This window comes from Streptomyces sp. NPDC000404 (assembly GCF_040300365.1).
GTDB lineage: Bacteria > Actinomycetota > Actinomycetes > Streptomycetales > Streptomycetaceae > Streptomyces > Streptomyces ramulosus.
Genome location: NZ_JBEPDN010000013.1, coordinates 286293 through 309704, shown reverse-complemented (window position 1 = coordinate 309704; position 23412 = coordinate 286293). Strand labels below are relative to the sequence as shown.

Below are 23412 nucleotides of genomic sequence, written 5' to 3'. Positions count from 1 at the left end.
TCGATACGACAAGACCGCCGCCATCTACCTGGCAGCACTGCACATCGCGGGCATCTTCATCTGGTCCACACGATGATCCAGAAGAAACGCCCTAGTCGCTGGAGTGCGGTCGGATGTTCGCAAAGCGCTTTTGGATCTTGGGGAAGGACAGGTCCGGGGCGAGTTGGGAGCCGGAGAACCAGATGGGCCGGCCGGCGGTGCTGTTGCCCTCGGCCAGGGCGACCCTGTAACTGCGTATGTCGCCGGAGGGAAAGTACTGGACCTCAACGAGCAGACTCTCGGTGTGGTTGAGCTGATGGATGAACTCCTTGGTGCTGGAGGCGGCGGCCAGTTCAGCTCGGATCACGGTGCGCAGGCGTTCGCGGGCGGTCTGCCGCCGGCCGACGAGGCGGGCTATTTCCTGGTCGGCACGGAGGGAGCGGCCGGCGGGGGCGCGATCACGGCGTATCAATTGCCGCAGACCGTATTCCTTCTCGATGGTGGCTAGTTCCCGGTCGGCGCTCAGGTAGTCGTTCCCGTGCTGCGCCACGCGTAGATCGGCGCGGAACCTGGTGGCGGCGATGTGGATGTGGCCCGATGCGTGGCGTACGGCGACCCAGCGGCAGCCGTCCGGGTCGTCTTCGGGGGCGATGCCCGTGGCGGAGGTAACGCGGCGGGCGATGCTGGCCCACGCATTGTCGTCGAGGAGTGGGTCGTCGGATGCGGCGCGGATCAAGCAGTGCCACACGTGATGTCTGCAGGCGCGGCCGAGGCGTCTGGCCCGCTTGACGTACAGGTCGAGCTCGGCCACGAGGAGCTTCCTGGCGGTGGCGGCGTCGTCGGCGCGGCCGGGGTCGGGAACGAAGCCGTCCCAGGAGGCGACCACGCGGGGGTTGGTGTGGTTTTTGGTCTTCTCCGTGTCGAACAGGTACCGGATCAGGCCGGCGCTGTCCTTGCCGCTTTCGATGCTTGCGATCATCTGGCCGCATTCTTGGTGACGGTAACCTTCAGGGCGGACTTGGCCACGACGACGACACCGGCGTGAAGGGCGGTAGCGGTGTACAGGGACTGGGGCATGTCACGGATGTCCTTGTCCTGATTGATGTTCTCGTGCATGTCGGCCGGATCCGGCCGGTCCACCGGCGGCTCGCCGGAGGTCGCGACCGGCCGTCGTCCAGGAGCGATTCAGTGTTCGGTGCGCGTTGTGTGGGCCGGCCAGGCCGCGGGGATGTCCGGGACCGGGCGCCCGTAGGCGATCGCCGGATCGGATGTGGCGTGCACGTGGGCGCATGGCGGCGTGGAGACGGTCGTCGAGGGATCGGGTGCGGACGGCGAAATGGGCGGACAGGGCCGTGCTGCGTCCGTCGGCTGCCATGCTTTCCCGGGTGGCGGTGACACTGCGGGGAATGTGGAGCATGTGCGGGCTGTCCGCCGAGGCGGCGCAGACCGCCTCGGCGAACGGATCTTTGAAGAGTGCGTCGGAACGCTGCCCTTCCAGCATCCGCAGCCACGTCACGAACAAGATGGGCAGGCCCACTCCGTCGGGTATCCGGAGCTTGCGGGGATCTGGCATCGGTTTCATCTCATGTGAGGATCGAGTTGCCGTGTTCCACTGCGGGAGACCGTCCGTCTTCGGCGGAGGTCTCCACCTGGCGCCGCATTCGCGGCAGGAGAAGCGTCAGGACGACGCAGGCCAGGCAGACCGCCGCGAAGACGGCGTAGTCCACGGCCATTGCCGTCGTGGTGCGTGGGGCGAGAGGGCCGCCGAGGAGGCTGGAGCACACGATGCTGCCCAGGTACCGAAAGGTGAAGAAAAGTCCGCTGGCCATGCCGGTCTCCTCGAACGGCACCGCCTGGACCGACTCGGTCCGGTAGGCGGCCGTGCACAGCCCGAGACCGGCGCCGACGACGGCCACTGCGATCAGCAGTGCCGTGATCGTGATGCCGTGCAGCGTCACGGCCACTGCGGCCAGACCTGAGGTAAGCAGCAGAACGCCTACGAGAGCTGGCAGATTCGCCCCATACCGGTCGACCAGCCGTCCCCCCAACGGGGTCAGTACCGCGCTCAGCCCGGTCATCACCGCCAGCACCACCCCATTGAGCGTGCCGGGCCAGTCCGGGTGCAGCTGGAACAGCGCCGGCACGGTCAACAACACGCCGTACATCGCGAAATTGGTCAGGCACACGCCGACCGCCGCGGCCAGGAACCGGGGCCGGGCCAGCAGCCGGGGCTGCAGGGCGGGATCGGGGATGCGCAGTTCCCGCACCAGCAGCGCCGTCAGCGCCACCCCCGTCACCCCTGCCCAGACGATGAGGGCGGGCGGCGAGGAGGGAGCATTCAACAGTGCTGCCAGGGCCACGAACGTGACCAGGGCGGTGATGGCGCCGAGGACATCGAACGGAGTGCGTGTCCGTGGCTGCGGCGGACGAGGAAGCGCCACCGCTCCGAGGACCAGCGGCACTGCCATGATCACCAAGTTGACCAGGAAGATCGACCGCCAACCGAACGCACTCACCAGCACCGTGCCCACGGCGGGTCCTGCCGCTGCCGCCAACGGCGAGGTGGCCCCGGCGGTACCGAGGACCGATCCGAGGCGCTCGGCCGGGACCACCTGTCGCAGCAGGACGATGCCGTTGGGCGCCATGGCGGAACCCGCCACGGCTTGCAGCAGCCGGAAGACCACCAGAGCCGCCAGGTTGCCGGACAGGCTCGCCCCCAGCGAGGAGACCAGGGCGAGTGCCGTGGCGCAGAGCATCAGCCGCCGCCGGTTCCAGCGGTCACCCAACTTGCCCACCACCGGGTGCAGCCCGGCCATAGCGATGAGATACGACGTCACGATCCAGCCGGTGGCCTCGGGCGTCAGGGACAGGTCCCGGGCCATGGACGGCAGCGCCACGGTGACCATGGTCGAGTTCAGCGGGCCGAAAAGCATGCCGAGCATCACACACAGCACCACCTGGCGCTGACGGCGCACCGGCTCCCCCGTTGCCCCGGTCATCGCCCGTCGGCTTCGATGATCCGTATCACTCCGTGGTCGCCGTCCACCTCCACCTGCTGGCCGTCCCGCAGAGCGGCAGTGGCCCCGGCCGCGCCCACCACGGCGGGAATGCCGTATTCCCGAGCCACCACGGCGGAGTGGCTGAGCACCCCGCCGACATCCGTGACGACCGCGGCCGCCACGGCGAACAGCGGGGTCCACGTCGACGAGGTGGCCTCTGCCACGAGGATCTCGCCCGGTGCCAGCCGGTCGGCCTCGGCCATGGACGCAAGAATGCGTACGACGCCTCGGACGGTCCCCGGAGAGCCCGGTGACCCCGTCAGCGTGCCGGGAACGGCCGTGCCCGACTCCGACTCACCCTCGTAACTGCCGGTCAGCCGTTCCAGCCAGCCTTCGGCCGGCGGCGGGGTGGGTGTCGCCTCACCGAGCAGCGGGGGAGGGGTGACGCCCGAGAAGTGCTCGGCCTCGGCGATACGACGGGTGACCAGCTCACGCGGCTGCGCCCGCGGGTCCCGCAACGCCGCCACCAACTCCTCCAGATACAGTCGGAACACCTCGTCCGGCGCTTCGAGCCCGCCCCGGGCCGCAAGCCGTCGGCCCGCTTCGAGCGCAGCCCGGCGTACGAGGTAGGTCGCGCCGTAGTCGATGTAGTACGCGTGATCCTCGCCCAGCGCCGTTCCGGTCCGGGCAGCCGCGAGCAGCTGCTCGAACAACTCCGCCACCTGTCGGGGGAAGGAGGCAAGTTGGGCTCGGGCCTCCTGCAGGGCGCTCTCCGCCTCCGCAAGCGCCCGCTGCGCTCCGGCAGCCGGTGCGGCCGACTCCGGCTGGTCCAGGTATGCCTTGATCCCGTGGAGCGCCGGAGTGGGATCCTCCACCCGCGACGGCATGATCGGGGAGATGTCGTCGCCCCGGCGTCCGTACACGTCCAGATACGCGCGCAGCTCCTCCAGGAATGCCTGGCCCTGCGGGAACTGCTTCAGGGCCAACGGCACCTTGGCGCTCTCGGTCTCAGCAAGTACCTGGCGCACCTCGGGCAGATCGGCCGCCCTCCGGCTGAGCCGCCACAGTTCCTGCGCGCCCTCCACCGTCAGGTTCGGCACCCCGCCCAGCAGCCGGTAGGCACCGAACCGGTCGCCGTCGCCCTCTTCCACGCTGAACAGGCTGCGGTACAGCTCCTCGAAGTCGCTCACCGCCACGTGCGACGGGAAGTCGATGAGGAAGTGGATCCGCCACAGTTCGGCCATGAGGCCCTGGAGCGCGGCGAGATGGTCGGCCAACCCGCCGTCCGAGAGCGCGGAGAGGTCCGGTACCTCCATCTCTGCAAGGAGCGCCTTGATCCGGGGCAGGAAGTCTTCTGCCCAGTCCCGTTCCAGCTCCATGGCGCGGTGCTCGATCACCCCGTCCGAGGCGAGGTGCATCCGGCGCGCCTCCTCCGCGTCGACGTCGGCCGGGACGTTGTAGTAGTACGGATAGGTGTTCAGCAGCAGCGCGCGCACCCCGGTGACGGGTCGGCCGAACTGCTCACAGGCATAACCGATTCCCTCCAGCGCCCAGCGCAGGTAGAGGTCGAACTCCAGTGGTGCGACCTGGCCGGAGGGGTTGTGTTGGTTGCGGTGAAGCTCCCACGCCGCCTTCGTATCGGCCGGATCGCGCCAGCTGACCGGGAAGTCCTCGCCCGCGTTGTCCTTGTTGTGCTGGTGCGTCATGCTGTGCGGCCTCCCGCCGTGGAGCCGGCTTCCTCACTCGTGTGCAGAGCGGTGACCGGACGACACTGGAGTAGATACAGGCGCTCCGCGGACCAGGCGAACTCCACGTCCGCCGGCCACCCCATCTGCTCTTCGAGTTGGACGGCCAGACGGGCGGTGCGCACCACTTGGGCGTCGCTGAGGGTTTCCGTCGACCGCAGTTGGCGGGGCACCGGCAGCTCACGTACACCAGCCGGTGCCGGAACGGTCATCCGGGCCTTGTCTGCGATCCGGCGCTCCGTCACGTCCCAGGAGGCGCGGTCGACGCGGTAGGTGTCCGGCGTGACCGTTCCGCCGACGATGCTCTCGCCCAGTCCCCAGCTCGAGTTGACCACCACCGTGCTGCCGCTGTGCGTGACCGGGTCGACGCTGAAGGCCACACCGGCCACATCGGCCGTCACCAACTGCTGGACGAGTACGGCAAATTGGTCCGGTGCGTCCAGCCCCCATTTGCTGCGGTAGGCCAGCGCGCGTTCGGAACGGAAGGACGCGACGCACGCGCGGACGGCATCCACGACGGCTTTTTCGCCCACCACATTCAGATAGGTCTCGTTCAGCCCGGCGAACGAGGTGTGTTCACCGTCCTCGTCGACGGCGGAGGAGCGCACGGCCACCGCGGGTTCGTTCTGCTCCTGGCGCGCGGCCAGTTCCCGGTACGCGGAGGTGATGCCGTCCGCCGCGAACTCCGTCGCCAGCTCCTCCGAAGAGTGGCCGAATACGCAGAAGCCCGGTGGAACCGGTTGCCTCTCGGCAAGGCGGCTGAGGTTGGCCACTTTGCCGCCGACCACGTCGGCCCGGTGGGTCTGCGGTGTGCCGAGCCAGTGCACTTCCACTGTCATTGCGGCCTCCGTCCCTGAAATGCGAAACGCAGAAAAATAGACATGGGTAAACACGCGAAAGGGTCGCCGGTGCCATTCGTTTCCGTCCGCAGCTCTTGCGGGGGATCCGTGCCGTCGGCCGGGAGAGGAGGCGGAACGCGTCCGCTCGTCGTCACCGGTGACCGCCGACAACCTTCCGGCACCATTGGGGAACCGAGCCAGCCACGGCCGACCTAGCGGCGGATTCCGACACGGAAGGCCACCCTTGCGGGGGAAAGCTACGCCACGCCCGTGAGCTGGGCTCGCACGAGGACCTGGTCTACGCGGGCGGCAGTTCGGCGGGGGCGCACCTGACGGCCATGGCGCTGACTGGGGGGCCCGAAGCGGAGGCGATGCCGGTGGCGGGGGCGTGTCTGCTCAGTGGCGTCTATGACTTGGAGCCAGTTCAGCGCAGTTATGTGAACGATGCGGTGGGAATGGACGTGGGTACCGCGCACCGGAACAGCCCCTGCCATCGTCTTCCGCTCAGCACCGCGCAGGTGATCGTGGCGCGGGGGGCGGCGGAGACGGACGAATACGCCCGCCAGCACCGTGAGTTCGCGGAGAGCCTCCGTTCCGGAGGGCAGCGTGTGGTCGATCTGGTGGCTGCCGGTCGCAACCATTTCGACCTGCCTTTCGATCTCGGCCGGGACGACACCCCACTGGGCTGTGCAGTACTGGAGCAGATGAGCCTGGACCGGGTGCGGCGGCGCTGAGGCGCCGATTTCTGGGGAGCTGTGCAGGGCGCACCGCGGGCACCGGCTCCGGTGTCCGCGGTGCGCCCGATAGAGCCTTGCGCCGTGCGGGCGGCTGCGCCAGTGATCGCTGTGTGGATGCACGATTCCGACATGAACTCGCGGGGGCATGGCGGATTCACTTCATTCAGCGGCGGCGCGTGCCTACCTTTCAAGAGTGCCGGGAGGGCTTCTCTTGACGACGCCTGCTCGCTTGACGCTACGGATGATGGGGGCGGACTCCACATGCTGCACAGTTCGCAGTACGCCGACCCGGTCGGTCAGATAGCGGTAGAAAGCCTCGACATTCCGGCAGGCGACGCTCGCCACGAGATTGGTGGGGCCGGTGGTCGCCGCCGCAAATGCCACCTCCGGGTGATCCGCCAACGCGTGGGCCACCGGGACCAGTTCGCTGGGAGGTACCGACAGCCACAGCATGGCTTCGGTCTCGTACCCGAGGAGTTGTGCGTCGATCTCCACGTCGAAGAAGAGCGCCTCGTGGTGACGCAGATGTTCCAGCCGCCGCTTGGCCGCGGATTCCGAACAGTCGCCGGCGACGGCGAGCTCGGGATATCCCACGCGTCCGTCGACCGCGAGCGTGGCCATGAGCCGCTCGTCGCGCTCGTCGAGCACCAACGGCGTCTCGCTCACAACCGGGTCGGGGAGAAAAGACCGCAGCTGCTCGACCTGATCCGACGTCAGAACCTCGCCTCGCCCATTCCAGCCGGTCGGCCCCCCGAAGAACACATGCAGCAGACAATGTGCCGTGACCGACACCACGCGGGGTGTACGCGGCAGTTTCCGCAGAAGCAGGGCGTCGCGCTCTTGCGTGCTGCGGGCCCGGGTCACGCAGACGATCTCCGTGCCCCCGGCGGTCAGGCTCACCCACGAGGTGTCCTGGCGTTTGGCCAGCGCATCGGCGATGGTGGCGGCCGCGTCGGGGGTGCAGTGGATCCGTACGATCCACTGCACATGCCCCAGCCTGTGGGCGTTGGGCAGTCCCAGAACACGTACGGCACCGGATGAGCGAAGCCGACGGTAGCGGCGGGCAATCGTCTGATCGGACACCCCCAGCACCGCAGCGATCCGACTGAAGGGTGCCCGGCCGTCGATCTGCAGGGCATGCACGAGAGCGAGGTCCAAAACCTCTAACGTGTGACATTCCATCATCAGCAGGCTACAAGCGTCGAGATCGATCGCGTGTACCTGTGCAGCCAGGCTGTTTCGTTTGGATCAGTCGGTCGTTGGCCCGGGTGTGCCGTTGACCGATGTGCAGTGGGCGCGGATTGAGCCGTTGCTCCCGGACGGACACCGAAGCGGGGTGGCTGCTGGAGGGACCACCGTGAGGTGTTCGGCGTGATCGCCGACAAGTTCCGGACCGGAAACCAGTGAGTGCACCTTCCGGGGTAGTACGGCAACTGGCGAGGTGTCTGCAACCGGCTGCAGATGTGGGCTGTGGACGGCACCTGAGAGCAGGTGTTCACCACTCTGGTGGCCGAGGTCGATGCGGATGAGGATCTGAGCTGGGTGGTGTCGGTGGACTCCACGATCGTGCGGGTGCATCAGCACACGGCCGGGGCCCGCAAAGGAGGGCCCGGTCGGTGAACCTGCCGACCACGCCATACCACTGATCAGCGCGCACACCGGCTACGCCGGGGCACTCGCGGCGGGCAGGCCACCGGCCTTCGACCGCGAGACCTACAAGCGACACAACACCGTCGACGGTTGCCTCACCGGGACCGGACTGACCCTCAGCTCAGACCACCCGAAGCCAACCCGGAAAGCTCAGCAACGGAGTCCTACTCGCGCCGGCCCTCGCTGTGGTGCGCCCAGCCCTGGTCGAGGAACCGGAACCCAGCAGCCACGGACGATTCCGGGTCGGCCTCACGCACAGCCATGAGCTGGATCTGCAGCGCGAAACGTACGTAGAAGCGGATCTCCTCACTCGGCTCGTCGAGTCCGAACTCCTCGGTGAGCGTGGCGATCAGCGCGTCCTCGTGACGCAGCCACATCTTCTCCGCGTAGTCGATCAGGGATGGCGTGCCGTCCATCAGTGCAAGGATCCGGCTCTGCGGCTCGGTCTTCAGCGCGGTGATCTCGGCGAGGTAATGCGCCTTCAGCGCTTCGGAGATGGAGGTCCCCGGTGCGCGGTCCCGCACCGCGGCGATGAGTCGCTCGTGCCGTTCGCCCTCGTCACTGAAGACGAGCGCTTCCTTGTGCGGGAAGTGCGTGAAGACCGTCTTGGGTGTCACATCCGCCTTGTCAGCGATCTCGCGCACCGTCACGGCATCGAAGCCGCGGTCGAGGAAGAGTGCCGTCGCCGCATCCAGGATCGCCGTCCTCGTAGCGGCCTTTTTGCGCTCACGACGCCCCACGGGCACTGAATCCACCATGCTCTCACTCTACCCTCGATCACTATCTTCATCGGTTGTAAAACTATACTCGGGTTAGTTAGAGTCCGGCTGAAGCGAGTGGCTCGGCAGTGGGCGTTCCAGCGGCAGCCCTCCGTGCCGCCGCCCGTCATCCCCGAGGCCGGAGCGTCCGCCTGCCGTCAGCAGGCACGAGCGCGCGCCCAGCCCTTCACCAGAAAGACGACGCCGATGACCAAAGACACGACCGTGCGTTCCACCGTGCGGCGCGCGAAGCCACCGACGAACGCGCAGGAGCACGGCGACGCGGACGGACCCCAGCCTCGGCGCCGCGTGGCGGGAGCGCTGCTGATCGCCGGACCGGTGATTTTCCTGCTGGGGGAGTTCATTTCCGCCGCCGCCTGGACCCATCCCGCCTACAGCTACACCTACAACTTCATCAGCAACCTGGGCGTCCACGGGCCGTCGACCCTGTTCGGCCAGTACATGCACTCGCCGCTGGCCTGGGTGATGAACGCCGGGTTCTTCCTCTTCGGGATCACCATCCTGGCCGGGGTGGCCACTTTGTGGGACCTGGCACACGGGCGCCGGTGGGCCGTGCTCGTCCCCGCTGCACTGCTGGCTGTCGGCGGCGTGCTGCTCGCGCTGTATCCCGGATCGGGCGAGGCCCTCAAGGACGGCACCGGTGAGTACCACAGCATGGGCGCCTTCGCCGGGTTCACCGGCGGCAACGTGCTGGCCATCGTCCTCGGACGTCGCCGGCAGCGTATCGGCGTCTCCGTCCGCATGGGCCGAGCGTTGGTCACGGTCGGCGTGATCGGTCTGATCTCGATGCTGCTCTACCTCGCCATGATCATCACTTCCGGCGACAACGTCATCGGGATCATCGGCCTCATCGAACGCGGTGCCGTCCACCCGTTCCTCATCGGCCTCGCGTGCGCCGGAGCGGCGATCTGGAAACGCAACAACACCGCCGCCGAACCGCCGTCCATCACAGCAGGCACGGCGAACTGACCTCGCGCCCGGCGAACACCACCGGCGCACGGCACCAGCCCTGAACTCCGCACCCCAAGGATCATGATCGTGAACAGCACCCTCACCACCCCCGCGAGCCTGGACGATCCCGCCCCCACTGCGTGGGTGCGCAGCTGGGGCGCAGCCCCGCAGGCCCCGGACAGCTCCGTCAGTTTCCTCGAGCCGCCTTTATCTGCCCGGCCGCGTGGACACCGCCACCTGCCACGGCACCTTCCACACGCTCGGCCGGCTCATACCTTCTCCTTCGCCCCGCGCAACGAGGAGACCGCCGCCTTCCTCGCGATGTTCCCCGGCGAGCCCGTCAACGTGGACGACATCATCGCCGCCCACCTCCAGGCCGCCGCTCGCGCCTGCGCCCACGGTGCGAAGGTCTACGCCGCGACCGTCGCCCCCTACGGCGGCTCGGACATGTACACCCACCAGGGCGACAAGGCGCGCGAGCAGATCAACGACTGGATCCGCACGAGCGGCGCCTTCGACGCGGTCCTCGACTTCGACGCCGTCTGGCGCGACCCCGCCGACCCCCGTCGTATCCACGACGACCTGCACATGGGAGACCGCCTTCACGGCAACGACACCGGCTACGCCGCCCTCGCGGAATCCATCGACCTCTCCCTGTTCGACTGACCCCACCCCGTTTCGTTCGAGCCGTTGCTTTCGAAGCGGACGTCCACCTACCAGGCCGTTTCGGATGGCTCTTTTCATGCGCAGGTGCCAGGGTTCGGATCCGTCGCCCTCGACGCAAGGCTCGAACCCCTGGTCCGGATGGTCGGAAGGCAGACGCTTCCCGGGGATTTCTCAGGGACTTCCGGCTCTGTCCCAGGGACTTTCCAGGGACCTTCCGCTGCGCAAGCAGGGCAGACCCTGACAGCTCTGAAAGGATCGAAGCGCCAGGTCAAGGCAGGTTTCTGGTCGGCCGACCGGGTTTCGCGAGGCCGCGAAACGATGCTTACCGTGCCGACTGCGCCACTGGGGGGAAGAGGCCCTCGGGTGGCGCCGAAAGCACCGGGAGGCAGTGCCGCGAACGGCACTGCCTCCCGGTGAACTCACCTTTGAGCGACGGCAGTTGACGCCGTCGCCGGCCAGGCTCAGTACGTGTAGAACCCCGACCCGCTCTTGCGCCCGAGCCGCCCCGCGTCGACCATGCGGGCGAGGAGCGGCGGCGCGGCGTACAGCGGCTCCTTGTACTCCTCGTACATCGACGCGGCGACCGAGGCGACGGTGTCCAGGCCGATGAGGTCGGAGAGCTTGAGCGGGCCCATCGGGTGGGCGCAGCCCAGCTCCATGCCGTTGTCGATGTCCTCGCGGCTGGCCATGCCCGACTCGAACATCCGGATCGCGGAGAGGAGGTACGGGATGAGCAGGGCGTTCACCACGAAGCCCGAGCGGTCCTGGGCGCGGATGGCGTGCTTGCCCAGGACGTTCTGGACCAGCGCCTCGGCGCGCGCGATCGTCTCGTCGCCGGTGGTCAGCGCGGGGATCAGCTCGACGAGCTTCTGCACCGGCGCCGGGTTGAAGAAGTGGATCCCGATGACCTGGTCGGGGCGGGAGGTGGCGACGGCCAGCTTCACCAGCGGGATCGAGGAGGTGTTGGACGCCAAGATCGCGTCCGGACGGGTCACGACCTGGTCGAGGACCTGGAAGATCTCCGTCTTGACCTGCTCGCTCTCCACGACGGCCTCTATGACGAGGTCACGGTCGGCGAACTCGCCGAGGTCCGTGGTGAAGCTCAGGCGGGCGAGCGCGGCGTCCCGTTCGGCGGGGGTGATCTTGCCGCGGTCGGCGGCCTTGCCGAGCGAGTTCGTCAGCCGGGTGCGCCCCAGCTCCAGGGCTTCGCCGGTGGTCTCGGCGACCATGACCTCCAGCCCGGAGCGTGCGCACACCTCGGCGATGCCGGCGCCCATCTGACCGCAGCCGACGACGCCGACGCGTGCGATGTCGGTGAAAGTGTCCGTCACCTCGTGCCTTTCGCTGATCTACGGGAGCGGCGGGGCTCCGTAGGGGTGCCGGACCCGCCTCGGCCTCCCAAGTTACTCGTACGGCTACGGGCCTCTTGGCGCCGGGGCGGGCATTCTGACCTCCAAGAACCGGACCAAAAGCGGACAAGTTGGGGGTATTTGATGAGACGGATCACACGCCGGAGCTTCACCGTGGCGGCGCTCGGGGCCGCCGCGTGGCGCACCGGCGGACCCGTGGCCGCCGCCGCGGATCTGTCCGGGCGCCCGGCGCCGGCACCCCGGGCGGGCGCCGGCCGGGGGCGCCCGCGTCCCGCGCTGCGCGGGATGTGGCTGGCGACGGTCGCGGGCCGCGACTGGCCGTCCCGCCCGGGCCTGCCGCCCGCCGCGGCGCGCCGCGAACTGCTCACCCTGCTCGACGCCGCCGCCGACCGCCGGTTGAACGCGGTCTTCTTCCAGGTGCGGCCCACCGCCGACGCCCTGTGGCCGTCGCCGTACGAACCGTGGTCGGAGTACCTCACCGGACACCAGGGCCGCGACCCCGGCTGGGACCCGCTGGGCTGCGCCGTCCGCGAGGCGCACCGCCGCGGTCTGGAGCTGCACGCCTGGTGCAACCCGTACCGCGTCGCCCTCCACGGCGACCCGGGGCGCCTGCACCCGTCCCATCCGGCGCGCCGCCACCCCCGCTGGGTGGTGCGGTACGGCGGCAAGCTCTACTACGACCCCGGGCTGCCGGAGGTCCGGCGCTTCGTCCAGGACGCGTTCTTGGACGCGGTGCGCCGCTACCGCGTCGACGGGCTCCACTTCGACGACTACTTCTATCCGTACCCGGTCGCGGGGGAGACGTTCGGCGACGACGCCTCGTACGCGGCGTACGGCGGCGGCTTCCCCGACCGGGCGGCCTGGCGGCGGTGGAACACCGAGCTGCTGGTGCGGGAGACGGCGGCGCGGGTCGCGGCGGTGTGCCGGGCGACCGGGCGGCGGGTGCGGTTCGGGGTCAGCCCCTTCGCCGTCTGGCGCAACCGCGCCACCGACCCGGCGGGCTCGGACACCCGCGCCGGGGTGCAGACCTACGACGACCTGTACGCCGACACCCGGCGCTGGGTCCGGCTGGGGCTGCTCGACTACCTCGCCCCGCAGGTGTACTGGCATCTCGGCTTCGAGGCGGCGGACTACGCGCGGATCGTGCCGTGGTGGGCGCGGACGGTGGCGGATACCGGCGTGGACCTCTACCTCGGCGAGGCGCTTCACAAGGCGGGCGACCCGGCGCAGCCCGCCCCCTGGCAGGACCCAGCGGAACTCTCCCGCCATCTCACCTTCGCGCACCGGTATCCGCAGGTGGGCGGCCATGTCTTCTTCGCGGCGAAGGAGGTGGCCGCCGATCCGTCGGGGGCGATGGCGCGGGTGGTGGCCGACCACTACCGGTAGGCAGGAGGCCGGGCGCCGCCGTGCGGGCGGCGCCCGGTGCGGGTCCGTGGCGCCGCGCCCGGTCGCGCGCCGCGGAGGGTGCTCAGTAGGTGTGCTCGCCCGCCCTGTCGTGGCGGACGACCGTGTCGGGGCCGGGCGACATGATCGTCTCGTGACCCGACTCGTCGCGGACGCGGAAGGGGGGCTCGCCGTTGATCCCCAGCACTTCGACGATCTCGACGGTGTGGTCGTGGTGTCCGACGGTCCTGCCGTGCACCACCAGTCGGTCGCCCTTGGTCGCATGCATCAGAGGTCCTCCCGCCTGGGAAGGCCGTGCCGCCGCTCGGCCGGGCGGCCTGGCCAACGGATTACGGGCCGAAGCGGCCCGGACTGCGGTACATGCCGCTGCGGCCAGTTTACGTCCGGGGGTGGGCGGCGCATCCGGCGCGCGAGAGGGAGCGGGCGGGGGCGGCCCGGCCCCGGGGCGCCCCGCCGCTCAGCTCCGGCTGCGCTGGGTGACGACGATGCAGGCCAGCACCGCGAGCGCCGCCACCGGGGCCGCGGGCGGCAGCCGTTCGCCGAGCAGGGTGACCGACCAGACCAGCGTCAGCAGCGGCTGCGCCAGCTGGATCTGGCTGGCGCGGGCGACCCCGACGGCGGCCATCCCGCGGTACCAGACGACCATCCCGGCGAAGGTCGAACCGACCGCCAGCCACAGCAGCCCGGCCACCGCGTGCGGGGTCGGGCGCAGCGGCTCGGTGGTGAGGGCGAGGGCCGAGCCCGCCGCCGTCACCGGCAGCGCCAGGACCAGCGCCCAGCCGATCACCTCCCAGCCCGGCATGGCGCGGGCCAGCCGCCCGCCCTCGGCGTAGCCCGCGGCGCAGACCAGCAGCGCCCCGAAGAGGAACAGGTCACCGGCGCCGGGACGGCCGCCGCTCTGCTGCAGGGCGAACGCGATGACCACCGCCGCGCCGGTCAGCGCCGCGATCCAGAACGTCCGCGACGGCCGCGTCCCGGTGCGCAGCGCGGCGAACGCGGCGGTGGTCAGCGGCAGCAGCCCGACGACCACGGCGGCGTGCGAGGTGGTCGTCGTCTTCAGGGCGAGCGTGGTCAGCAGCGGGAAGCCGAGGACGACGCCGCCGGCGACGACGGCGATACCGGGCCAGTGGCGGCGTGCGGGCAGCGGGGTGCGGCGCACCGCGAAGCAGGCGCCGGCGACGGCGGCGGCCAGGACGCTGCGCAGCATCACGACCGTCCACGGTCCCATGCCCTCCAGCGCCCAGACGGTCGCCGGGAAGGTGAGGGAGAAGGCGGCGACGCCGAGCGCGGCGAGCAGGATGCCGCCGCGGGCGGTGCCGGGGGGAGGGGCGGAGGCGGCTCCGGCGGGCGGCGCGGCGGCGCCGGGCCGGGCGGCGGGTGCGGCGGTCGCGGTGTCGGCGGGCCGGTCCTCGTCCCGCGGGGCGCAGGGGGCCGCGCGGCGGGTGGACGGGGCGTCGACCGCTATCCTCGCGGAGCTGGTAGCGCTATCGTGTGCTCTCATGCATGAGCGTAGCAGCGTCGCCGAACTGGCCGCAGCCCTGCGGGAAGAGGTCAACCGCTACTCCGTCGGAGAGAAACTGCCGTCGAGCCGTGCGCTGCGGGAGCGGTACCGCGTCAGCCCGGTGACGGTCTCCCGGGCGCTCGCCGAGCTGGCCGCCGAGGGGCTGGTCACCATCCGGCCCGGTGCCGGTGCCTTCCGCGCCGCCCCGTCCGTCCGCGCCGCGCGTCCCGTCGACACCTCCTGGCAGGAGATCGCGCTGAGCGCCGAGGCGGCCGCCGACCAGGTGCCGCGCAGCGTCGACGCCTCCGGGGTGCTCGCCACCCTCGCCGGGCCCCCGCCCGGCGTCGTCGAGCTGAGCGGCGGCTACCTCCACCCCGACCTCCAGCCGGAACGCGCCCTGGCCGCCGCGCTGGCCCGGGCCGGTCGCCGCCCCGGGGCCTGGCGGCGGCCGCCGGTCGCGGGCGTGGACGAGCTGCGGGCGTGGTTCGCGCGGGAGATCGGCGGGCCGGGCGGCGCGCTGGCCCCCAGCGATGTGCTGGTCACGGCGGGCGGCCAGAGCGCCCTGACCGCGGCGCTGCGGGCGCTAGCCCCGCCCGGCGCGCCGGTGCTCGTCGAGTCCCCGACCTACCCCGGCGTCCTCGCCGTCGCCCGCGCGTCCGGGCTGCGGCCGGTACCGGTGCCGGTCGACGCGGACGGCGTCCGCACCGATCTCCTCGCCGAGGCGTTCCGGGCCAGCGGCGCCCGGCTCTTCGTCTGCCAGCCGCTGTTCCAGAACCCGACGGGCGCGGTGCTCACGGCCGAGCGGCGGGCCGAGGTGCTGCGGGTGGCGCGGGCGGCCGGGGCGTTCGTCATCGAGGACGACTTCGCCCGCCGCCTGTCCCACGGGCCCGCGTCCGCGCTGCCGCCGACGCTGATCTCCGGCGACGAGCACGGCACCGTCGTCCACGTCGGCTCGCTGACGAAGGTGACGTCGCCGAGCCTGCGGGTGGGCGCACTGGCCGCCCGCGGTCCCGTCCTCGACCGGTTGCGCGCCATCCAGGTCGTCGACAGCTTCTTCGTGCCGGGACCGCTCCAGGAGACCGCGCTGGAGCTGGTCGGCTCGCCGTCCTGGTCGCGCCATCTCCGCATGATCTCCCGGGAGTTGGGCATCCGCCGGGACGCGCTGGCCACCGCGCTGCACACCCGGCTGCCGGCCCTGGCGGGCGCGGACGGTGGGGCGCTGAGCGTGCCCCGGGGCGGCTGCTACCTCTGGCTGCGGCTGCCGGACGGCACCTCGGAGGAGGCGCTGGCCGGTGCGGCGCTGCGGGCCGGCGTCTCCGTCGCCCGCGGCCGCCCGTACTTCCCCGCCGAGCCGCCCGCCGCCCATCTGCGCCTCGGCTTCGCCTCGGCCTCCGGCCCCGCCGAACTCGCCGAGGGCGTACGGCGCCTGGCCGCCGCCTGGCAGGAGGTCGCACCGTAGGAGGCGGCTTCCCGGCCCTCGTGGGGCCGCGGCGGCCTGCGCCGCGCAGACCGGCGGGGCGTTCCCCGGACCTCCGGCCGGAAAAGGGTCGACGCCCGCCCCGCCGGTCTGCGACTCTCCGGCCATGAACCCACCTCTGCCCGCGGGCTACGAACTCTCCACCGACCCGGCACGGCTGGACCGCGCACGGCTGCACCGCTGGCTGTCCGAGGACACCTACTGGGCGTCCGGCCGCACCCGGGAGCGGCAGGAGCGGGCGGTGGCCGGTTCGCTCAACTTCGCTCTGTACGCCACCGGTTCGGGCCGCCAGGCGGCTTACGCGCGGGTGGTCACCGACCACGCCACCTTCGCCTGGCTCTGCGACGTCTACGTCGACCGGGCCGACCGCGGCCGCGGTCTGGGCACCGCCCTCGTCGAGGCGGTCGCCGCCGATCTCACGGCGCGCGGGCTGCCGCGGGTCGTGCTCGCCACCCGGGACGCGCACGGCGTCTACGAGAAGGCCGGTTTCCGGCCACTGCCGGTGCCCGGGGAGTGGCTGACGCGGCCGCTCGCCGCTCCGGACACGCCCGGGCGCTGACCGCCGTTCCCCGTCCGGCCCAGCCGCCACCCGGTCGGCGGAGCGCCGCCTGTGACCTGCACGGATGGCGGCGCTCCGGGCCCGACGCGGGCTCGGCGGGCCGGGATCGAGGTGCGCCCGGCGGGCGGCCGGGGTCTGCTCGGTGCATGTTCATACGGCATGTCCTCCGACACGCACCGGCCACCGGCGCCCTCGCGGCCTCGCTGGCCCTGACCGGCGCCGGGCCGGCCCTCGCCGCGGGCGACGCCCACCGGGCGGTCGTCCAGCCCGACCCGGTCGCCCCCGGGGAGGAGTTCTCGGTCTTCGACGGCGGCAACTGCCCCGGGGAGAGCGGCGAGGCGACGTTCGACGGCGCGGGCATACCGACGATGAAGCTGTCGGCGCTCCGCAACCAGGTGGGCGGCACCGGACGCGTCCCCGACTCCGTCGAGCCCGGTTCGTACAGGGTGACCGTGGTCTGCGGTGCCGGCGGTGCGGACGGCGGCCACGGCGGCGGGGGCGGCCGGCGGCCGGGGGCGCAGCAGGGCGACGGGCTGACGCCGCAGAGCGGGCCGGGCGCGGACCCGGGCGCCACGGCGCCGGACGGCGGCCTGCCCGGAGGCGCTCTTCCCGAAGGCGGCTCGCCGGGCGGGGAGGTGCCGGGCGGGTCACCCGGCAGCGGTGGGACACCGCCCGCCGACGGTCTGCCCGGTGCCGGTGCCGGTGCCGGTGCCGGTGCCGAGGCCGGGAACGGTGCCGGTTCCGGGGCGGAGCACGGCACGCCGCCCGCGCCCGGGGAGCCCGGCGCGTCCGGTGGTGCGCTGCTGCCCGGTGACGGGGCGGCGGGCGCACCGGTGGCCCCGGAGGGCGCGCCCGGGGCCGGGCCGCCCGCCGGGGGAGCGGCGGACGGCGCGGCGGCGGGCGGCGGCCCGGCGGGCGCGGTCACGGCCCGGGCGGTGGCCGCCGCACGGCCGGACGGCGCCGCGCCGGCGGCCGGCGGCGGTGGGCACGGGCCCGGCCGGACCACGCTGACCGGCACCCTGACGGTGGTCGCCGCCGACCACGGACGGCTGCCCAAGGGCGGCTCCGACACCGGTCTCGGCGGCGCCGCGGGCACCGGCCTGGGCACCACCGCGCTGGGCGGCGCCCTGCTGGCCGGTGCGATCGGCTGGGGCATCGTCGACCACCGGCGGCGCAGCCGGGAGGAGAGCCGGGACTGAGCGCGGCGGACGGCCGCCGCCTGCCGGGTCCGGCGGTGCCGGGGCAGGCCAAGGCCGGCCGGGGCGGGACGCTGCGACGGCCGGGCGGGCCCGGCGTCGGGCCCGCCTGACCCGCCCGTCCCGCCCGGCCGCGCGCCCGGGACCGTGCGGGCGGCCGGCCGGCGGGCCGGCGGGCGGACACTGGAGGTGTGAGGAGGTGCGTCATGCGCAAGGTGATCGACTGCCGGAATTACCCGAGCGAATCGGGGTGCACGCTCACCATCTCCGGCGAGGAGGAGGAAGTGGTCCGCGCCGCCAGCGAACACGCCGTGTCCGTCCACGGGCACGCGGCGGGCCCCGAACTGCGGGAGCAGATCCGGGCCGCGCTCAAGAACGAGGAGACGCCGCAGCACGCCTGAGCCCGCGGGGCCGGGGCGGGGCCGGAGCGTCCGCCCCGGCCCCGCCCCGGAGGGATCACGTCAGCGACGTCTCCTGGAAGTCCTCCGGCACCAGTTGCAGCAGCTCCTCGCGGCTCGGGGACGTCTGGCGGCTCAGACGGCCCGCCTGACGGGTGACGAGGGACTCGAAGACCTTCCGGGCGTAGCGCGCGTTGCCGAAGTTGCGGTCCCTGGGCACCGAGGCGAAGTGCGTACGCAGCAGCGTCTCCAGCTCCGGGGCGCAGGTGTAGCCGCCCGCCTCGGCCTGCCGGTTCACGATGATCACCAGTTCGTCGGCGTCGTAGTTGCCGAACTCCACCCGCTGCGAGAAACGGGAGGTCAGACCGGGGTTGGAGGCGAGGAACGCGCCCATCTCGTCCTCGTATCCGGCGGCGATGACGACGACGTCGTCGCGGTGGTCCTCCATCAGCTTGACGAGGGTGTCCACCGCCTCCTGCCCGAAGTCGCTGCCGCCGCGCTCGGCGGGCGTCAGGGTGTACGCCTCGTCGATGAAGAGCACCCCGCCGCGCGCCTTGTCGAACGCCTCGGTGGTCATCTGCGCCGTGTGGCCGACGTACCGGCCGACCAGATCGGCGCGCGCCACCTCCACCACCTGGCCGCCGGCGAGCACCCCCATCGCCTTGAGCAGCTTGGCGTAGAGCCGGGCCACGGTGGTCTTGCCGGTGCCGGGCGGGCCGACGAAGACCAGATGGCGGCTGAGCGACGGCGACGGCAGCCCCGCCGCCTCCCGCTGCCGGGCGTTGGCCAGCAGATGCACCAGGTCGGAGACCTGCCGCTTGGCCTCCGCCAGCCCCACCATCTGCTCCAGCTCGCCGAGCAGCGTCTCCAGCCGGTCCTCGTCGCCGCCCGTCGCGTGCGCGCCGACGCCGGACGCGGCGATCTCGCCGAGGTCCTGCGGCAGCAGCCGGACCATGTCGGCGGGGGTGGCGTTCACCTCGTTCGCCAGGCGGAACGCCTGCCGGTCCACCATCTCCTCGAACACCCCGCGGGCGGCCCGGCCGTTGCCGAACGTCTCGTCCCGCGTCATCTGCCGGAACAGCGTGCCGAGCCCGTCCCGGGCGGCCGGGTCGAGGGCGTACTCGTGCCGCTCGCAGATGCTCTCGACGATGGTGACCAGCTCGTCCACCGTGTAGTTGGGGAACTCCACGGTGCGGTTGAACCGCGAGGCCATGCCCGGGTTGGACGACAGGAAGCTGCGCATCTGCGAGGAGTAGCCGGCGGCGATGACGACGACGTCGTCGCGGTGGTCCTCCATCAGCTTGACGAGGGTGTCCACCGCCTCCCGCCCGAAGTCCGGGCCGCCGGAGCCGGACTGGGAGGTGAGGGTGTACGCCTCGTCGATGAAGAGCACCCCGCCGAGCGCCTTGTTGAACGCCTCCGTCGTCTTGATCGCCGTGCCGCCGACGACCTGCGCCACCAGATCCTGGCGCGCCACCTCCACCAGATGCCCGTACCGCAGCACCTCCAGCTCGGCGAGGATCGTGCCGTAGAGGCGGGCCACGGTGGTCTTGCCGGTGCCCGGCGGCCCGGCGAAGACCAGGTGGCGGCTCATCGGCGGCACCGTCATGCCCATCTCCTCGCGGCGCCGCGCCATGCGGTTGAGGCTGACCAGCGTGGTCACCTCGTGCTTGACGGAGGCCAGCCCGACCAGCTGGTCCAGCTCCTCCAGCGGCGAGGCGGGGGCCTTCGCCTTCTTCTTCTCCTTGCCGCCGTCCGTGCGGGCGGGCCCGGCCGCTTCAGGCCCGGCGCCGGCCGGCGCCGCGGCGGCGTTGTCCGCCGCGCCCGTCGCCGCGTCCCAGGCGGCGCTGCCCGCGGCCGGGACGTCCGCGCCGCCGCGCGCCGCCTCGCCGCGCTCCGCCGCCGGGACGTCCGCCGCCTCGCCGTGGATGTCGGCCAGGCCGTTGCCGCGCGACATGACCTCCTCCAGCAGCGCGTTCTCGCTGACCACCGTGCGGTGCACCCCGGCGCCGCCGTTCTCCCAGGTGGAGACGGAGCGCAGCGCGAACTGCCCGTCGGTGTGCGTCAGCACGCCGTCGCCGCGGTTGCCGAAGACCTCGCAGCCGGTGAAGGTGCCCGAGCCGCCGGCCGCCACCAGGATGCCGTTGCGCTCCCCGTCGTGGAACCGCGACTGCGTCGCCACGACGTTGGCGCCCGAGCCGACCGACAGCCCGTCACCGCCGGTCCCGGCCACATCGCAGTCCCGCAGCCGCGCCGACGCGGTGCCGGACACGGCTATCCCCGCCGCGCCGCTCTGCCGTACGACGAGCATGGTCAGCCGGGCGCGGGCCTCGCCGCCGATCTGGACGCCGCTGCGCCGGACGCCGGTGATCTCCAGATCCTCGAACCGGCCCTGGCTGGTGTCGCACGCCTCCAGGCCGTGCGCGCCGCCGCCGGTCAGCACCGTACGGCGCAGCGTCGGCCGCGCGTCCTCGGCCACCCGCACGCCGATGCCCGCCGGCTCCGTCACCGTCAGCCGGTCCAGCTCCGGTACGCAGTCCTGCGTCAGCTCCACGCCGGTGCCGCGGACATCGGCGATCCGCAGATCGGTGAGGACCGGCCGGGCCGCGCCGCCCACCCACAGGCCGGTGCCCTCGCTCGCCTCGACCGCGCAGTCCTCGAACCGCCCCCGCGCCGAGTCGTACATCCGCACGCCCTGACCGGCGCTGCGGGCCACCCGCAGCCGCCGCACCAGCGGATCGGCGTGCTCGGCGACCGTCACGCCTTCCTTGCCGGTCTCCTCGACCACGCAGTCCTCGACCAGCACCTGATTGCGGCTGGCCAGATGCAGGCCGACGGCCTTCGTCCGGTGGATGCGGCAGCGCAGCAGCCGGGTCGAGCTGTCGTCCTCCAGCGCCACGCCGGGCTGCGTGGTCCCGGAGAAGTCGCAGTCCTCGACGGTGCCCTGGCCGTGGCCGCTGACGTACAGGCCGTTGCCGCGGGCGTCGCGGACGGTGCAGCGGCGCACCAGCGGGTCGCCGTGGTCGCCGATGACGATGCCGGACGCGCCGAGGTCGGCGAGCCGGCAGTCCTCGATGACGCTCTCGGCCTCGCTGGTGACGACGATGCCGGCGCCCTTGGGGTTGGTCACCTCGCAGTGGCGCATGGCGAGGGTGCCGGTGTCGCGGGCGAGGACGGTGGCCCATGCCGCGCCGCCGACCTCGCAGCCGTCCAGCTCCAGCTGGCCGTCGGCCACGTCCACGGCCGGGCGCTCCGGGTCGCTGCCGTGCACCACCAGACCGGTCAGCTTCACCGCCTCGGCGGCCACCGTGACCGCGGAGCCGGTGCGCGGCGCGATCCGCACCGTGCCGAGGCCCTCCGCGGCGACGACGGTCACGATGCCGGTGAACACCAGCGCCTCGGCGTACCGGCCCGGGGCCACGGTGATCAGCGCACCGCTCGGCGCCGCCTGCACCGCCTCCGCGATCGTCGCGAACGCCCCGGACCCGTCTGGCCCCACGGCCAGCACCTGACGGCTCATCGCCGCTAACTCCCTCCAGGGCCCGACGCCGCGTCGGCGCCGGGCCCGAACGTGCTCACTCTGCGCGGCATTCGGCCTTCACCTGGGCGGCGGCGACGTGCGCCAGCGTCGAGGTGTCGCCCTCCCAGTCCTGCCCGGCGTTGGTCACCCGGAGGGTGAACCGGCCGCCCTCCACGTGGACCGTGGTGCCGAGCACCCAGCTTCCCTTGTTGCGAGGCTGGTCGATGTGGAACCCGGCGAGGTCCCCGCCGTACCACTTGGTGCCCTTGTGCACCGAGTATCGCGCGGGAGCCCCGCCCACCTCCACCGGGCTCTTGCCCTGGGGGATGTAGACGGAGATACGGCAACTTGCCGACTTCATCCCGGAATTGAACTGCCAGTACGCGGTCACGTCCGAGTCCGGCGAGTCCGCGTCGCCGGACATCGGTATCGCCCGCGAGCCGCCGCCGCATCCCCCGGCCGTCGACCCGCCGGTCCGCGTCAGCCACCCCTCCTTGCCGTCGCCGTACGCACCGATCTCGCGGTACGCGGCGGCGCCGGTGTTCGCGCAGGTCGGACCGGCGAACGCGGTGAAGGTGCGGGTGGCCAGCGTCCGGGTGTGCGTCTCGGCGGTGGAGCCCTTGTCGTCCGCGCCCGCCTTGCCGCCGTGGTCGGGGGCGTCGGCGGTCGGGTCGGTGCGGGGGGTCGTGTCGCCGTCGGTGTGCGGGCCGGAGCCGGCACCGCCGGCGCTGCCGTCGCCGGGGGCGTTCGCGTTGCCGGCGGGGGCGTCGCTGTCCGTCCGGGGGGCCGTGCCGCCGTCGTCGCGGACGCCGCCGGGGACGGGCACGAAGCCCTTGCCGCCGTCGCTCCCGGCGTCCGGCAGCGGCTGCGTCAGATCACCGGCGGCGTTCGCCGGCGACGCGGCGAAGGACTTGCTCAGCGCGGAGATCGCGAACGGCGCGCCCAGCAGCACCACCCCGGCCAGCGCCGCGCCCGCCACCACCCCGGGCGAGACCCGGCCGCCGCTCTCCGCCTTGGCGCCCGCGCCCGCCGCGCCGCCTGCCGCACCGGCCGCCGCGCCCGCCGCCGCGTCCATGCGGCGGAAGAGGCCGAGGCCGCGCCGCCCGGCGGACGCCTTCTTCCCGGCGGCCGCCGCACCGGCCGCACCGGCCGCACCGGCCGCACCAGCCGCCTCGGCCGCGAGGGGCTCGGTGGCCTCCGCCGCGGCCGCACCGTCGTCCGCCGCCGCGCCGTCCGCACCGGGCTCGGCCCCGGCCTCGGCGCCCGCCCCGGCCTCCGCCTCCGCCTCCGCCGCTCCGGGCAGCGGCGCACCGGGACGCAGCACGGTCGCCCCGGCGGCCGCCGGGGCCTCGTCCGCGGTGTCCGCCGCGGGCTCCGGCTGCTCCTGCTCCGGGCGCAGGGCCGTCCCGCCGGCCGGGGGCTTCGCGGTGCCCGCCGACGCGGTGGGGGCGCTCGTGGCCGGGGTGCCGTCGCCGCCGGCCGGGCCGTGCTCCGGCCGGGTCCGCGGTGCGTCGGTCGCGGGCGCGGGGGTGTCGCCGGTGGCTCCGGCGGCACCGGCCTCTTTCGCGCTGCGGGAGTTCGCCGTCTCGTCGCTCATGATGAGTTCCGCTTCACTCGTCGGGTGTTCGGGTGGGGGGTGTGG

At 72.5% G+C, this 23412-nt stretch carries 20 protein-coding genes and 1 pseudogene; 8 read left to right on the top strand and 13 right to left on the bottom strand.

The annotated features are described in order from the left end of the window. Positions 1 to 106: 106 nt before the first annotated feature. The 6 genes and pseudogenes from ABT345_RS25590 to ABT345_RS25565 all read right to left on the bottom strand — a co-directional run. Positions 107 to 958: pseudogene (locus ABT345_RS25590) on the bottom strand (mobilization protein); the annotation flags it as partial. Further along, entirely contained in the window at positions 955 to 1095 is a 141-nt protein-coding gene (locus ABT345_RS25585; protein WP_345085249.1) for a hypothetical protein, read from the bottom strand. The gene ABT345_RS25585 and the pseudogene ABT345_RS25590, both read right to left, overlap by 4 nt. Beyond that, positions 1058 to 1552, bottom strand: coding sequence for a class I SAM-dependent methyltransferase (locus tag ABT345_RS25580; RefSeq protein ID WP_351323414.1), 495 nt, complete (start codon positions 1550 to 1552; stop codon positions 1058 to 1060). Before ABT345_RS25580 ends, ABT345_RS25585 begins: the two co-directional genes overlap by 38 nt. Before the next feature lie 10 nt (positions 1553 to 1562). Continuing rightward, positions 1563 to 2978, bottom strand: coding sequence for an MFS transporter (locus tag ABT345_RS25575; protein WP_345085246.1), 1416 nt, complete (start codon positions 2976 to 2978; stop codon positions 1563 to 1565). Then, positions 2975 to 4684 carry a PEP-utilizing enzyme gene (locus ABT345_RS25570; RefSeq protein WP_345085243.1) on the bottom strand — a complete coding sequence of 570 codons (1710 nt, stop codon included), beginning with the start codon at positions 4682 to 4684 and terminating at the stop codon, positions 2975 to 2977. The genes ABT345_RS25575 and ABT345_RS25570 overlap by 4 nt, the downstream gene beginning before the upstream one ends. Beyond that, on the bottom strand, positions 4681 to 5616 hold the full coding sequence (locus ABT345_RS25565) for a PEP/pyruvate-binding domain-containing protein (RefSeq protein WP_345085240.1): 936 nt from the start codon (positions 5614 to 5616) through the stop codon (positions 4681 to 4683). The genes ABT345_RS25570 and ABT345_RS25565 overlap by 4 nt, the downstream gene beginning before the upstream one ends. Positions 5617 to 5900: 284 nt before the next feature. On the opposite strand from ABT345_RS25565, the gene ABT345_RS25560 reads away from it, so the two are divergent. Next, a complete protein-coding gene (locus tag ABT345_RS25560) occupies positions 5901 to 6296 on the top strand; it encodes a hypothetical protein (protein WP_345085237.1) in 396 nt (131 codons plus the stop codon). Positions 6297 to 6479: 183 nt separating this feature from the next. On the opposite strand, the gene ABT345_RS25555 is transcribed toward ABT345_RS25560, so the two are convergent. Beyond that, complete coding sequence (locus ABT345_RS25555) at positions 6480 to 7457, bottom strand: Lrp/AsnC family transcriptional regulator (protein WP_345085234.1); 978 nt, start codon at positions 7455 to 7457, stop codon at positions 6480 to 6482. Positions 7458 to 8113: 656 nt separating this feature from the next. Beyond that, positions 8114 to 8707, bottom strand: a complete 594-nt coding sequence (locus ABT345_RS25550; protein WP_345085231.1) for a TetR/AcrR family transcriptional regulator — start codon at positions 8705 to 8707, stop codon at positions 8114 to 8116. 207 nt (positions 8708 to 8914) lie between these two features. Here ABT345_RS25550 and ABT345_RS25545 point away from each other — a divergent pair, with 207 nt between their 5' ends. Further along, the gene (locus tag ABT345_RS25545) at positions 8915 to 9697 is read left to right on the top strand and encodes a DUF998 domain-containing protein (protein WP_345085228.1); all 783 of its coding nucleotides are present in this window, start codon (positions 8915 to 8917) and stop codon (positions 9695 to 9697) included. A 69-nt stretch (positions 9698 to 9766) separates the two neighbouring features. Next, a complete protein-coding gene (locus tag ABT345_RS25540) occupies positions 9767 to 10345 on the top strand; it encodes a GDSL-type esterase/lipase family protein (RefSeq protein ID WP_345085225.1) in 579 nt (192 codons plus the stop codon). 461 nt (positions 10346 to 10806) lie between these two features. Here the strand turns inward: ABT345_RS25540 and ABT345_RS25535 are convergent, their stop codons facing one another. Continuing rightward, positions 10807 to 11676 (bottom strand): 3-hydroxybutyryl-CoA dehydrogenase, encoded by an 870-nt coding sequence (locus tag ABT345_RS25535; RefSeq protein ID WP_345085222.1) that lies wholly within the window; start codon positions 11674 to 11676, stop codon positions 10807 to 10809. Positions 11677 to 11838: 162 nt separating this feature from the next. Between ABT345_RS25535 and ABT345_RS25530 the strand changes: the two genes are divergently transcribed. Then, entirely contained in the window at positions 11839 to 13101 is a 1263-nt protein-coding gene (locus ABT345_RS25530; protein WP_345085219.1) for a glycoside hydrolase family 10-like protein, read from the top strand. A gap of 82 nt (positions 13102 to 13183) precedes the next feature. Here ABT345_RS25530 and ABT345_RS25525 read toward each other — a convergent pair whose 3' ends face one another. After that, positions 13184 to 13387 (bottom strand): DUF1918 domain-containing protein, encoded by a 204-nt coding sequence (locus tag ABT345_RS25525; RefSeq protein ID WP_345085216.1) that lies wholly within the window; start codon positions 13385 to 13387, stop codon positions 13184 to 13186. Positions 13388 to 13576: 189 nt separating this feature from the next. Then, positions 13577 to 14620, bottom strand: a complete 1044-nt coding sequence (locus ABT345_RS25520; RefSeq protein WP_345085213.1) for a DMT family transporter — start codon at positions 14618 to 14620, stop codon at positions 13577 to 13579. Between ABT345_RS25520 and ABT345_RS25515 the strand changes: the two genes are divergently transcribed. The 4 genes from ABT345_RS25515 (at position 14619) to ABT345_RS25500 (ending at position 18253) form a co-directional block, all read left to right on the top strand. Further along, the gene (locus ABT345_RS25515; protein WP_345085210.1) at positions 14619 to 16079 is read left to right on the top strand and encodes an aminotransferase-like domain-containing protein; all 1461 of its coding nucleotides are present in this window, start codon (positions 14619 to 14621) and stop codon (positions 16077 to 16079) included. The two genes, ABT345_RS25520 and ABT345_RS25515, sit on opposite strands and share 2 nt — an antisense overlap. Before the next feature lie 124 nt (positions 16080 to 16203). Continuing rightward, positions 16204 to 16656, top strand: coding sequence for a GNAT family N-acetyltransferase (locus tag ABT345_RS25510; protein WP_345085207.1), 453 nt, complete (start codon positions 16204 to 16206; stop codon positions 16654 to 16656). A gap of 146 nt (positions 16657 to 16802) precedes the next feature. Then, positions 16803 to 17855, top strand: a complete 1053-nt coding sequence (locus ABT345_RS25505; protein WP_351323399.1) for a hypothetical protein — start codon at positions 16803 to 16805, stop codon at positions 17853 to 17855. 203 nt (positions 17856 to 18058) lie between these two features. After that, complete coding sequence (locus ABT345_RS25500; protein WP_345092154.1) at positions 18059 to 18253, top strand: DUF1059 domain-containing protein; 195 nt, start codon at positions 18059 to 18061, stop codon at positions 18251 to 18253. A gap of 55 nt (positions 18254 to 18308) precedes the next feature. Here the strand turns inward: ABT345_RS25500 and ABT345_RS25495 are convergent, their stop codons facing one another. Together ABT345_RS25495 and ABT345_RS25490 are read right to left on the bottom strand one after the other, a co-directional pair. Further along, positions 18309 to 21770, bottom strand: coding sequence for a right-handed parallel beta-helix repeat-containing protein (locus ABT345_RS25495; RefSeq protein ID WP_345092151.1), 3462 nt, complete (start codon positions 21768 to 21770; stop codon positions 18309 to 18311). 55 nt (positions 21771 to 21825) lie between these two features. Continuing rightward, the gene (locus ABT345_RS25490; protein ID WP_345092148.1) at positions 21826 to 23367 is read right to left on the bottom strand and encodes a hypothetical protein; all 1542 of its coding nucleotides are present in this window, start codon (positions 23365 to 23367) and stop codon (positions 21826 to 21828) included. Positions 23368 to 23412: the final 45 nt, after the last annotated feature.